We start from the raw sequence: 12,895 nt of genomic DNA on the forward strand, positions 1-12,895 counted from the left end.
AAACCATTATCTTAGCTGCATCAAAAAACATGGCCACCCGTTCACTCATTCTAAATATAGAACGACTAAAGCAAAAACAATAAGGCCTCAATAAAAATCTTAGAGTTAGGAAGTAAATATGAGTTCATTACCTAAAGCAGGTGACTTTTTAGGGCATCCTAAAGGGTTATTCCTGTTGTTCGGCACAGAGATGTGGGAACGTTTCGGTTATTACGGCATGCGCGCTATTTTAGTATTATATTTAGTTGCTCTTGTGCAAGAAGGTGGTTTTGGCTGGTCAAATGCCGATGCACTAAGCCTTTACGGTACCTTCACTATGGCTGTTTACATTACACCGTTACTGGGTGGATGGTTAGCTGATAATGTTTTAGGGCAACGTAAAGCGATTATCCTTGGTGGTTTATTAATGGCTGCGGGTCATTTCACTATGGGTATTCCTCACAGCTATTTAGCTGGCCAAGAAGAAAACGTTTTCTACATTGGTTTAACACTGCTTTGTTTAGGTAACGGTTTATTTAAACCAAATATTTCAACCATGGTAGGTGACCTATATAAAGAAGGCGACCAACGTCGTGATGGCGCGTTCACTATCTTCTACATGGGTATTAACTTAGGTGGTGCATTAGGTCCACTTGTTGCAGGTTATGCTGCAGCAGCAATGGGTTGGCAATGGGGCTTCATCGTAGCGGGTATCGGTATGATAATCTCTGTACTTATGCAACTTGCATTAAGTAACAAATACTTAGGCGATATTGGTGTTGTACCTTCGGCTAAGCTTTCACAAGCTCAATCTGAATCAAACACTAAAGAGCCACTGACTAAAGTTGAAACTGATCGCATCAAAGTTATTTTCACTATGAGTGTATTCAGCATTATCTTCTGGATGGGCTTTGAGCAAGCAGGTGGTCTTATGAACTTGTTTGCTAACGACTACACTGACCGTATGTTACTTGGTTTTGAAGTGCCTGCTTCTTGGTTCCAATCTTTAAACTCAATTTTCATTATTGTATTTGCACCTTTAGTTGCCATTATTTGGTTAAAGCTTGATAAACGTGAACCTAATTCACCAGTTAAGTTTGCTATTGCACTTATTTTCTTAGCACTTGGTTTCATCACTATGATCTTAGCGCTTATGACACAAGGTCAAGGTGAGCACTTACAAATCAGCATGATGTGGTTAGTATTATTCTACTTATTCCACACGCTAGGTGAGTTATGTTTATCGCCAATTGGTTTATCTATGGTGAGTAAACTTGCACCTCTACGTTTAGCTTCAATGCTTATGGGTATTTGGTTCCTATGTACAGCGGTTGCAAACAAGATTGCTGGTTTCGTAGGTTCATTCCTAGGTGAAGGTGAAGAAGCGCTAGATAACGCTATGGGTATCTTCATTGGTTTAGGCGCAACAGCGGTTCTTTCTGCTGTTATCATGTACTTACTAAGCGACAAACTAGTAGCTTGGATGCATGGAGCTGAAGGCCAACATGAGCCACAAACTACTGAGCACATCTTAGCTGAAGAGCTAGAAGTGACAGCTGAAAAGCAATAATATTTATTCCCCGTAGCGCCCGCTGCGGGGTATTTCTCTCTTCCCTATTCCCTCTGCGTCCTTAAAACTGATACTATATTCCGATATTAATTTGGTTTGCAAAGGAACTGAGCAAGTGCGCTTAAACACTCAACTACTGGTCATTATTCTGACTAGCTTATTACTGACAGCATGTGGTGGCGATAAAACAACAAAAGAAGTCACAACAGCTCCTGCTCAGTCTGGTTTAATTATTTCTGTTGAAAATGGTTTTTCCGCACAATTTGCACAAGGCGATGTCACACTTAACGCAACAAGTAACACGGTTACAACAGATACCACGTTTATTTACACTGAAACAACCGCTTCAAGCACAGATATAGAGCAAGGTATTGTCTCCGCAATTCATACTTTTCGCCCCAATAATCTGATATTTGCAGAGCCATTGAGTTTGGCGATTAAGTTACCAAATGAGCAAACTAACCTTGCCTTTAGCATAGTGCAGCTAGTCGATGAACAATGGCAAACGCTAACCACTGAGCTAAGCGACGATGGATTTGCAGTCAGCGCTATCACTGAATTTGGCAGTTTTGCTTTAATGTCGCGCACCGTGTCTGCAGTAAGTAAAACCATTGGCGAGCAATGTAGTGACACAGCCAGTAACCAAACTGTACGCTTTATCCATGTTGCTGATTTACACGCGCGCTTTGGCTTTAAAGAGCAGTTATTTAGCCGTATTCGCAGTTACTACGACAATGCCAAACTTGAAAACCCAAATACCTTATTTACCAATGGCGGCGACGATTATGAAAAAGGCACCGTAGCTGAACAAACATCACAAGGGTTAGCCACTGTCGAAGCAATAAAAGCCATGGCCTTTGACGTACGTGTGATTGGTAACCACGACTATGCATGGGGACCAGAGCAACTGCTAGATTTTGCCGATGACGATAATGCTATCGTGTTATCAAGTAATACCAAATATAATGGTAGCGATGATACGCCGTTTGCCGGTGTCGATTTTTCAGTTGTTCAAGTTGGTTGTCTTCGAATTGGCTTTTTTGGCATGACTTCAGTGCCTTGGAATGAACTTGATGAACCAGTTGAAGACGATCCTATTCCCGACTTTATCGCTAATTTCAAAATGAATTGGCAATGGCAAGAAGTGGCGGAGCAGATTGTTAACCAATACCGTCAAGATGTTGATTACATGGTGATGGTAAGTCACTTAGGTGAAGGCACAGATACCCGAATTGCACAAAATGTAGCGGGCATTGATTTAGTGCTTGGTGGGCATACCCATGGCGGTGAAAGTTATCAAACCTTAGATAACGGCAGCATTGTTATTCAGCCAAACTTTTTTGCACAAGGGCTAACTGATCTTACCTTAACCTTTAACCTTAAAGACAAGACACTTGCTGATGTTGATTACAATACAGTTCCAACCGCCAGCATTACGACCCTAGATGAAAGCACTAAAACTGCCATCGATGAAATCATGGGTCGTTATGCGCCAGATGCAAACACCGAAATTGCCGTTTCAGAAAACTACCCCACAGCAGAAGAACTCACTGCAATTACAGCCAAAGCGACTATGCAGCAGTTCCCTGCTATTGATGCCGTCTTGCTTGATGCAAGCCAAGTACAAGATCGCTGGCTACCGGGTACATTAACCCAAGAAGACTTTCATGCCGCGTTTAAGGTTGAACGCCAGCCATCAAATACCTCAGGGTTTAATGCCATTTATCAAATCGCGGTGACTGGTAGCCAATTAAAAACCATGCTTGCAAGCCAGCCTGAATGGGTCTCTTTAGTGCCAGATAACATTAACGATGCAAGCACTTATCAGGTTGCCCTATTTAAAGGCCCAGCGCTTAATACTGGGTTGTTCTTTCCTACTCTGCCAAGCTTAGAAGCCCAATTGGTCGCTGAAAGTTGGTGGTTGCTTGATAACTACGCGCGATCACGCACCAGCCAATGTTTATATATTGACACCGATAACACACTTAACGCCTGTAAAACGGATGATGCAGTCACAGTATGGAATTTTAATAACCCAGAGCAAGGTTTTAGTAGTGACTTTGGCCCCGCAACACTCAGCTTTTATGACCTTGAAGACAAAAACTGGGGGCCAGAGAATAGTCAATTTGCCACCACCTCAGAGCTTGACGTTGCTGATTTACCAAATGGTGGCTCAGGCGTGTTAGCTTTCGCTCGTCATAGCCCAACCCAAGGCTTAACCTTAACGGCTAATAGTGCTGCCAACGGTGATTACCAAACAGAAGGGTTTATCGCTGATTACACCTTAGTGATGGATATTATGTGGCCAGAACAAAGCACCAATGAGTGGCGTTCATTATTACAAACCGATATGACTAATAGTGATGACGCAGACCTGTACGTTAGCCGAGATAACGCCATTGGTATTGCCACCACCGACAGCGGCTATTTTGGTGAAGTACCTGCTAACAGTTGGCATCGTATTGCCTTTGTGTTTTATGCTGCTCCAAACAATGGCGCACTAAAAATTTACCTTGATGGCCAGCTAATTGGTTTTAAAGATGAAGGTGAAATTGATGAACGCTGGGCAATTAACAACGCGGCGCTGCTTTTAACCGATAATGACTACGAAACTAAGCCGGGTTACTTAAACGCCTTGTTATTTGCTGGTCGTGCGATGACTGATGATGAAATTGCCAATATGGGTGCTGCGCAACAGCAACTTAATTTTACGCAATCAACCCGTACCCTAAATCAAGTGGTTGAGCGTCATTATCAAGCTGCACCACAAATTATGAGTCACCCTTGGTTACAACAACGTAGCAAGTTTTTTAACAAAGCGCGCCAAACCGTAAACTAAACTATACAATCAACTTAATGAAAAAGGCCGTTTCAGGCCTTTTTTATCGCCTTGCAAATGCTGAAATTAATGATTTAAAACAAATAGATAACCTAAACAAAGGATGACATCCATTAGTCAAAGTAGTGCCCTGTTCATTGCCTTTGATAATGCAACTGATGAAATTAAAATCATTGTCCCATTTAATTTACAAAGGCTGCTTTGACTAAATGTAGTCGAGATCTTCCCCTTATTAAGATTCTGGTTAATCATCCGCTCATTACAGAACAATAATTCTTTTTAGCGCAGTGCTTATAATTGCGGGAGTAATGACAATGAGCGAAGTAAATAATCCGTTAGGCCTAGTGGGCATTGAATTCACTGAATACGCAACACCAGATGCAGATTACATGGACAAAGTGTTTACTGATTTTGGCTTTTCAAAGCTAAAAAAATTCAAAGGTAAAGACATTGTTTATTATAACCAGCATGACATTCATTTCTTACTAAACAATGAGCGTGATGGTTTCTCTGCTGAATTCGCTAAAAGCCACGGTCCAGCGATCTGTTCTATGGGTTGGCGTGTAGAGAATGCACAAAAAGCATTCGAAGTTGCTGTTGAGCGCGGTGCAAAACCTGCCACAGATTCAACACACAAAGATTTACCTTACCCAGCTATCTACGGTATCGGCGACAGCTTAATCTATTTCATTGAGCAATTTGGCGACAAAGGGTCTATCTATGAGTCAGACTTCGAAGATCTAAGCGAACAAAACATTGTTGAAGACAAAGGCTTCATCCGTATCGACCATTTAACCAATAACGTTTACAAAGGTACGATGGAAACATGGGCTAACTTCTATAAAGACGTATTTGGTTTTACTGAAGTACGTTACTTCGACATTAAAGGTCAAAAAACAGCGTTATTATCTTACGCACTTAAATCACCGTGCGGCACTTTCTCGATTCCGATCAACGAAGGTAAAGATAACAACAACAACCAAATCGATGAGTACTTAAATGAGTACAATGGTCCGGGTGTACAGCATTTAGCATTCCTTACTAATGACCTAGTAAGCTCACTTGATAAGCTTGACCAATCAACGATTGCGACGCTTGATATCATCCCTGAGTACTACGACACCATTTTTGACCGTGTGCCTTGGGTTAAAGAAGACAAAGAGAAGATCCGTAAGCATCAAATCCTAGTAGATAGCCAAAGCGAAAACTGTTACCTACTGCAAATCTTCTCAAAGAACCTATTCGGTCCTATCTTCATCGAGATGATCCAACGTGTAGATGACGGCGGTTTCGGTGAAGGTAACTTCCAAGCGCTTTTCGAATCAATCGAACGTGATCAAGAGCGCCGTGGTGTAATCTAAATCATCATAGTGAATAAAAAGCAGCGTGTGGTTTGGGTATATTCACACGCTGCTTTTTCTCGTTTTGAATTCTGTTTTTAAAGTAACTGTTTAAATTGCGTTGATTGCCTCCATATAGATAACTAACAAATCAGCGCGAACAAATAAGGAAAGAGTATGAGCCTAATTAACGAAACCCACGATATTAATTTAAAAAGCTGGGTTGCATCTGCTAACGAAGCGAACTGTGACTTCCCAATTCAAAACCTTCCTTTTGCAGAAGTACGTCGTAAAAATTCAGACGAAGCGTTCCGTGGCGCTGTAGCAATTGGTGACCAAGTTATCGATTTAGCGAAAGTAAACGAACTTGGTTTATTCTCTGGTGATGCACAGGTTGCTGTTAAAGCAGCAAGCCAAGCTACATTAAATGAATTTATGGGCCTTGGTCAGCAGTATTGGTCTGCACTTCGTCTTGCCCTATCAAAAGCACTCCGTGAGGGTGCCAGTGAGCAAGCACAATTAAGCGAAGCGCTTATTGCTCAAGCAGACATCGAATTTGCGCTACCGTGTCGCATTGGTGATTACACTGACTTTTATACTTCTATTTACCACGCAACAGCAGTAGGTAGTCTGTTCCGCCCAGATAACCCTCTTTTACCTAACTACAAATGGGTACCAATTGGTTATCACGGCCGTTCATCGTCAATTGATGTATCAGGTCAAACGTTCCACCGTCCTAACGGTCAAACCAAAGCTCCTGATGCTGACGTACCTTCATTCGGCCCTTGTAAACGCCTAGACTACGAACTTGAACTAGGTATTTACCTTGGTAAAGGTAATGAATTAGGTGATGCAATTGCCATTGAAAACGCTGAAAACCACGTATTTGGTTTCTGTGTATTTAATGACTGGTCTGCGCGTGACTTACAAGCGTGGGAATATCAACCATTAGGTCCATTCCTTGCGAAAAACTTCGCTTCGACAGTATCACCTTGGATTGTTACAACAGAAGCACTGGCACCATTTAGAACAAACTGGACACGTGACGAAAACGATCCTCAACCAATGGACTATTTAGAGTCAGCTCATAACCGTGAGTTTGGTGCATTCGATATCAAAATGGATGTGCAAATTGAAACTGAAAAGATGCGTGCAGCTGGTGAAGCGCCAACACAGGTATCTAAATCAAGCTTCAAGCACTCTTACTGGACAGTTGCGCAAATGGTCGCTCACCACACAGTAAATGGCTGTAACTTCCAACCGGGCGATATGTTAGGTTCGGGCACGCAGTCTGGTCCTGAGCATGAAGAAGCCGGTTCATTATTAGAGCTATCTCGCGGTGGTAAAGAAAAGATCACTCTAGCGAATGGCGAGCAACGTACTTTCTTAGAAGACGGCGATAACGTAATTATGCGTGGTTGGTGTGAAAAAGACGGTTTTGCACGCATTGGCTTTGGTTCAGTTGAAGGTACAGTGTTACCTGCAAAATAAAAGTAATTATTTGTTATAAGGGCAATTTTTGCCCTTTTTTTTGCATTTTTTATAACTGGGTTACAAATTTTTGCTAGCTTTTTTGAATCATATTGCTATCTTAACTCGGTTATTAGTCATTTTTTATACGCTATGTTAGTTAAACTTAAGTCTTTTTATCGCACGTTTTTTCCAGCTAGACAGCTGTTGATCCGTCAGAACGGCGAAGTAAAGCACCTTATCCTTGCGCCTTGGTTACAACTAACGACGTTTTTAATTGTATTAACAGCAGTTGCTTGGTTAAGCATTTCGACGCTGCAAATCATTTCGCAAGCCGATCAAATATCCAGCATTGAACAATCACAACTTAGCAAGCAACAAGAATGGCAAAAAAAGCATGCTCAACAACAGCTTACATACCAAAAACAAGTAGAACAGTTGGCCATTCTAGAGCAAAAACAAGCGTTATTACAAAGCATGATTGAGTCATTACCTGAATCAATCAATAAAACCACTCCTGAGGGCGGTATCGAGCCGGTACTGCTCCCAATTAAAGAACATGCCGAAGAGTTTCATGCACCGTTAGAAGATGAACACCCTAAACAAGCAATGCAACTTGAGAGCTTTTCAGAGCGTATAGCACGACTTGATAAAAGCTATAACTACACTTTTGGCATGCTTGAGCAACAAATCCAACAACGCCATCAAGAAATTTTAGCAATGCTTGAAGGTGCAGGGCTTAATGATGCGCTTGTCCGAAGCGCAACTGACGAAAGCGACACAGCCCAAGGTGGTCCTTTAGATTTATTTGACGAGTCAAAAATTCCCGCTGAATTTCTAACGATTGCAGATAAATTGCTAGCGCTTAATAACCTTGAAAATCTGTTAAGTGAATTACCGCAAACCCTCCCTGCTGCAGATTATTATATATCCAGTAGCTTTGGTCTGAGAAAAGATCCAATGAATGGCCGTCGAGCATTTCATAAAGGGGTTGATTTAGCTGGCTGGCATAAAACCGAAATTTTTGCCCCCGCAGATGCAACCGTACTTCGCGCAGGAAGAAACGGTGGCTACGGCAACTTTATTGAACTTCAGCATAAAAACGGTTTTGTCACACGTTTTGGCCACCTAAATAAAATCAAAGTAAAAAAAGGCCAAACAGTTAATAAAGATGACGTTATTGGCTTAATGGGTAGTACAGGTCGCAGTACAAGTACTCATTTACATTACGAAGTTTTAGTAAATGGCAAGCATGTCAACCCAGTTAAAATAACAAAGGCGCTTTCTCGTGTTCGGTAAAAAAAAACAAGCTCCAGCTAGCTCAACTAGCTCTACTTTAAAAAGAACAAACCATACTCCCTCTATTATTGCAGAAGATGTTCGCTTAACTGGCACTTTAGTAAGCCAAGGTGAAGTTCAACTTGATGGTCGTATTGACGGTGATTTAAGAGTAAAACATCTTGTTATTGGCCTAACAGGCATGGTTGAAGGTCTTATAGAAGCAGATAGTGTCGTAATAAAAGGCAAGATCATTGGCTCCTTGATTGCGAATAAGGTAACCATAGAAAGTACGGCTCAAGTTCACGGTGATGTGTTTCACGATACATTAAGTATTGAAGCAGGTGCCAATATCGAAGGCAGCTTAAAGCATCGTCATGAAGAAGACAAAATTGCTCCTATCAAGCCAAGCTCAAGCGATGAAAGTAGCCCATCAATACTCCCTGACGATAGCAACGACTTGTCGTTTGTGAACAAACAAGCCGCTGATAAGTCTTAACGTTTTTTAGCCGTTACATACATCGTAATATCCGCGGTGAACACTAACTCATCGCGGCTATTATAAACCTTCACCGGGACAACGATATCTAGCTTATCTAACCACTCGTTTGGCACCTCAATCTGTGCGACTGCACGCATATCAGTATCAATTTTCGCTAAATAATTTACCGTCATCCCCTTTGGGATCCAACGATGTGTTTTGGCAGGCACAGTTGCATCCACCATTAAGCCTGCGCAAAGCTCTGCTACATTACACTGGGCAATGGCATGGATAGTACCAATATGATTATGAATTGCTCGGCGATTTTTAACGATTGCGCTGCAGTACCCTGCTGACAACTCTGTGATCAATGGTTTTATTGAGCCAAAATAAGGGGCTTTAAAACACACCGCTTTACTAAATAACCACTTCCCTTTTGGTAATGACTGGCACTTCGACCAGATTTTTAATAATGATGATTGTGAGCTCACGACGTTTATCCATTATTTTTATGATGTGAGATAAAAATCTAACACATCAGACCAGATAGCGAAATGGAAAATTTTTGTAAGCAGTTTTAATGATTACACATTTCGCTAAGTGAATGCTTTTCTTTTCCTTTAGGGGCACATAAAATACCGTTTTAAAGGAGAGCGAATGCAGTCACCCCAGCACAAAAACCTAAGTCTATTATTCATCCTGGGCCTTCTGGTTATCTTTAGTCCATTAGCAATAGATATTTACCTTCCAGCATTTCCTACTATTGCTGAACAGTTCAATGCTTCAGAAAAGCAAGTACAACAAACTGTAGCCATATTTATGTTAACTGTAGGGCTTGGCCAACTCATTGCTGGCCCTTTAGCTGATAAATTCGGTCGTAAACCCGTGGCTTTAGCAGGTGTCATAATCTATGGTTTAGCTGCTTTTGGCGCTTATCTGGCACCTGATTTTGCAAGCCTTATGGTAGCAAGGGCCTTACAAGGTTTAGGAGCTTGCGCTACGTTTGTAGTGGCATTTGCCATCGTAAGAGATAGGTTTGGTAGTGAACGAAGTGGCCAAATCATTACTTATCTCAATGGTATTGTCTGCTTTATTCCCGCTCTTGCGCCTATTCTCGGTGCTTGGCTCACAGTACAGTTTGGTTGGCGCATGAACTTTTTATTCATGGCTGGCTTTGCGCTAATTGGTTTATTCATAACTTTGTTAATGTACAAAGAAACACGCCCTGCAGACAGCATTTACAGCGGCCACCTGCTTGATTTACGTCGATTTATTCCGATTATTAGCACACCTTTGTTTTTATTTCATAGCTTAATTTGTTTGGTAACTATGTCGGCTATATTAGTGTTTGTAACATTAGCACCTGGTTGGCTTATTACTGAATTAGGAGGCAGTGTTAGCGACTTTACATTCTGGTTTACTTGTAATGCGGTATTAAGCATTGTTGCCAGCTTTATTATGCCGCTGTACATCAAACGTCAACCAAAGCGCGCATTAAAAGCAGGTCTCTTATTACTTGTTATATCTGGTGTCTTAATGTTGGCACTAAACCAACAACGCACTGCTCTGGCATTAATGTTTCCTATGTTTATTGCTGCATTTGGCTTTGCACTTACGCTCGGCTCATCAGCTGGTCGCGCATTAAGTATGTTTTCGAAACAAGCAGGCACCGCTTCAGCTCTTATTGGTGTAATGCAAATGAGTGGTGCCAGCTTACTGGTATTTCTTACACAGTTTCTAAATTTAACAACCCCATCACTGATTGGGGTACACTTTTTATTGCTCATACCATTTGCGTATCTATTATTTAGGTATAAGCAACTATCATAAAAAAGTTCACCCGCACTTTTATATTAAATACGGGTAAATGAGAATTGTTATACTTTATTTACCCGTTTAGACTTCCTGTTATACCAATAAACTATAAAAAGCCTTTTTATAGAATAAATTGTTCCGTTTTTCTGAGTAATTTACCTTGTACCCATACTTTAGTTAATTTATTGTTTAGACTCGTTAACACAAAGTTAACCAAACAATATGTCAGGGATACTATTTATGAAAAAGAATAAATTAGCTTTAGCTCTAATCCTAAGTGGCCTTTGTGCTGCGGGTACAGCAAATGCAGCAAACGATCGCTTCATCATCCAAGTAGATAACAACAAAAAAGGCGTAGTTAAAGCACTCGCTAAAAAACTCGGCGGTGATATAAAAGTCGACGGTAATGGCTTTATTGCTGCACAATTTACCGGTCAAGATTTAGCAAGCATTAAAGGCTTGCTTAATAACCCACATATCAAACTGATTGAAGAAGACCAAAAACGTGTACCAATGGCGCTTTATAACGATGATGCTGGTAATGCAATGCAGCAGCAATTAACGCCTTACGCAGTTTACCAATCACAAGCTGACCTAGTAACCTTTGATGCTAATGCGGGCATGAAGGTGTGTGTTATTGACTCAGGTCTTGATGCATCAAACCCTGACTTCATTTGGGGTAATATCACGGGTGACAACGATAGTGGCACAGGTAACTGGTATGACAATGGTGGCCCTCATGGTACTCACGTAGCAGGTACAATTGGTGCTGCAGATAACAATATCGGTGTGGTGGGTATGGCACCGGGTGTTGCAATGCATATCATCAAAGTATTCAATGCCGAAGGTTGGGGTTATTCTTCTGATTTAGCACATGCAGCAGATTTATGTTCTCAAGCAGGCGCAAATATCATCAGCATGAGCTTAGGTGGTGGTGGTGCAAATAGCACAGAGTCTAACGCCTTTGCTAATTTCACTAATGCAGGCGGTCTTGTAGTTGCTGCGGCGGGTAACGATGGTAACAGCGTACGCTCGTACCCTGCTGGTTATTCATCTGTAATGATGGTTGGTGCAAATGATGCGAACAATCAAATTGCAGATTTCTCGCAATTTCCTAGCTGTACATCTGGTCGTGGTAAACGCGCTACTACAGATGAAACTATCTGCGTTGAAGTGACAGCAGGTGGTGTTGATACACTGTCTACTTACCCTGCAGGCATGGCAACTTCTGCAAGCTTAGCAGCTGATGGCGCGGGCTTTGCAACATCGTCAATGGAAAACTCAGGTAATGCATCTGGTACTGCCTATTACATGGGTACTGCTGAGAGCATTGATTCTGGTGCAGCTGGTAAAATCTGTATGATTGACCGCGGTAATATCTCATTCTATGACAAAGTAAATAACTGTGAAAACTCAGGTGGTATTGGTGCTGTTATCATCAATAACGAAGCGGGCATGTTATACGCTACATTAGGTGATACCAACGATACAACAATTCCTGCTGTAGGTGCTGCACTTGAAGACCGTTCAGCGCTGCTTGCAAGTACAACGATTGATATTACCATCGGTACTAGTGACTACGGTTTCATGAGTGGTACATCAATGGCAACACCTGCCGTTTCAGGTATCGCAGCACTCGTTTGGTCAAATCACCCTGAGTGTACAGGTACAGAAATTCGTGACGCATTAAAAGCAACAGCACAAGACCAAGGCGCAGCTGGCCACGATGTGTACTTTGGTCACGGTATTGTTAAAGCAGCCGATGCAGATGCATATTTAACTGCAAATGGCTGTGCTGGCGGCAATAATGGTGGCGATCCAACACCGGGTGGTGATGAAGTTAGCCTTTCAGCATCTGGTTATAAATCAAAAGGCACAGCCTATGTTGATTTAAGCTGGAGTGGCGCAGCGACTAGTACTGTTGATGTATACCGTAATGGTACTTTGGTAGGTTCTGTAGCAAACACAAATAGCTACACAGATACCATCACAACAAAAGGCGGTGGTAGTTACACATACCAAGTATGTGAAGCACAAAGCACAACTGTTTGTTCAAACAATAGCACTGTGGTCTTTTAAAACTTTCCCCAAACCAATATGAGCGGGCATTAATGCCCGCTTTT

Annotated in this window: 9 protein-coding genes; 8 read left to right on the forward strand and 1 reads right to left on the reverse strand. The window is 41.7% G+C overall.

From position 1 onward, the window contains the following. The first annotated feature begins 118 nt into the window (after window positions 1-118). From AAEU31_RS08710 to AAEU31_RS08735, 6 genes are all read left to right on the forward strand, one after another. A complete protein-coding gene (locus tag AAEU31_RS08710; protein ID WP_421967004.1) occupies window positions 119-1,549 on the forward strand; it encodes a peptide MFS transporter in 1,431 nt (476 codons plus the stop codon). Window positions 1,550-1,664: 115 nt separating this feature from the next. Next, window positions 1,665-4,388: a metallophosphoesterase gene (locus AAEU31_RS08715; protein WP_421967005.1), complete on the forward strand. Its 2,724-nt coding sequence runs from the start codon at window positions 1,665-1,667 to the stop codon at window positions 4,386-4,388. A 314-nt stretch (window positions 4,389-4,702) separates the two neighbouring features. Further along, window positions 4,703-5,749 (forward strand): 4-hydroxyphenylpyruvate dioxygenase, encoded by a 1,047-nt coding sequence (gene hppD, locus AAEU31_RS08720; RefSeq protein ID WP_062564358.1) that lies wholly within the window; start codon window positions 4,703-4,705, stop codon window positions 5,747-5,749. 156 nt (window positions 5,750-5,905) lie between these two features. Then, window positions 5,906-7,219 carry a fumarylacetoacetase gene (gene fahA / locus AAEU31_RS08725; protein ID WP_138556807.1) on the forward strand — a complete coding sequence of 438 codons (1,314 nt, stop codon included), beginning with the start codon at window positions 5,906-5,908 and terminating at the stop codon, window positions 7,217-7,219. Window positions 7,220-7,351: 132 nt separating this feature from the next. Then, complete coding sequence (locus AAEU31_RS08730; protein WP_138556806.1) at window positions 7,352-8,497, forward strand: M23 family metallopeptidase; 1,146 nt, start codon at window positions 7,352-7,354, stop codon at window positions 8,495-8,497. Further along, the gene (locus AAEU31_RS08735) at window positions 8,487-8,975 is read left to right on the forward strand and encodes a bactofilin family protein (RefSeq protein ID WP_135925682.1); all 489 of its coding nucleotides are present in this window, start codon (window positions 8,487-8,489) and stop codon (window positions 8,973-8,975) included. Before AAEU31_RS08730 ends, AAEU31_RS08735 begins: the two co-directional genes overlap by 11 nt. Here AAEU31_RS08735 and AAEU31_RS08740 read toward each other — a convergent pair. Next, window positions 8,972-9,448, reverse strand: a complete 477-nt coding sequence (locus AAEU31_RS08740; protein ID WP_421967006.1) for a hotdog fold domain-containing protein — start codon at window positions 9,446-9,448, stop codon at window positions 8,972-8,974. The genes AAEU31_RS08735 and AAEU31_RS08740 overlap by 4 nt on opposite strands. Before the next feature lie 166 nt (window positions 9,449-9,614). Here AAEU31_RS08740 and AAEU31_RS08745 point away from each other — a divergent pair, with 166 nt between their 5' ends. Together AAEU31_RS08745 and AAEU31_RS08750 are read left to right on the forward strand one after the other, a co-directional pair. Further along, window positions 9,615-10,787 (forward strand): multidrug effflux MFS transporter, encoded by a 1,173-nt coding sequence (locus tag AAEU31_RS08745; protein WP_421967007.1) that lies wholly within the window; start codon window positions 9,615-9,617, stop codon window positions 10,785-10,787. A gap of 225 nt (window positions 10,788-11,012) precedes the next feature. Then, window positions 11,013-12,851, forward strand: a complete 1,839-nt coding sequence (locus AAEU31_RS08750) for a S8 family serine peptidase (protein ID WP_135925685.1) — start codon at window positions 11,013-11,015, stop codon at window positions 12,849-12,851. Window positions 12,852-12,895: the final 44 nt, after the last annotated feature.

It is taken from the genome of Pseudoalteromonas thalassia (assembly GCF_049257215.1).
In the GTDB taxonomy this organism is placed as follows: domain Bacteria; phylum Pseudomonadota; class Gammaproteobacteria; order Enterobacterales; family Alteromonadaceae; genus Pseudoalteromonas; species Pseudoalteromonas lipolytica_C.

What these genes read in the sequence shown, in the direction of transcription:
- AAEU31_RS08745 (WP_421967007.1), top strand. Translation starts at nt 9,615, where the DNA reads ATGCAGTCACCCCAGCACAAAAACCTAAGTCTATTATTCATCCTGGGC.
- AAEU31_RS08750 (WP_135925685.1), top strand. Translation starts at nt 11,013, where the DNA reads ATGAAAAAGAATAAATTAGCTTTAGCTCTAATCCTAAGTGGCCTTTGT.
- AAEU31_RS08710 (WP_421967004.1), top strand. Translation starts at nt 119, where the DNA reads ATGAGTTCATTACCTAAAGCAGGTGACTTTTTAGGGCATCCTAAAGGG.
- hppD (WP_062564358.1), top strand. Translation starts at nt 4,703, where the DNA reads ATGAGCGAAGTAAATAATCCGTTAGGCCTAGTGGGCATTGAATTCACT.
- fahA (WP_138556807.1), top strand. Translation starts at nt 5,906, where the DNA reads ATGAGCCTAATTAACGAAACCCACGATATTAATTTAAAAAGCTGGGTT.
- AAEU31_RS08730 (WP_138556806.1), top strand. Translation starts at nt 7,352, where the DNA reads ATGTTAGTTAAACTTAAGTCTTTTTATCGCACGTTTTTTCCAGCTAGA.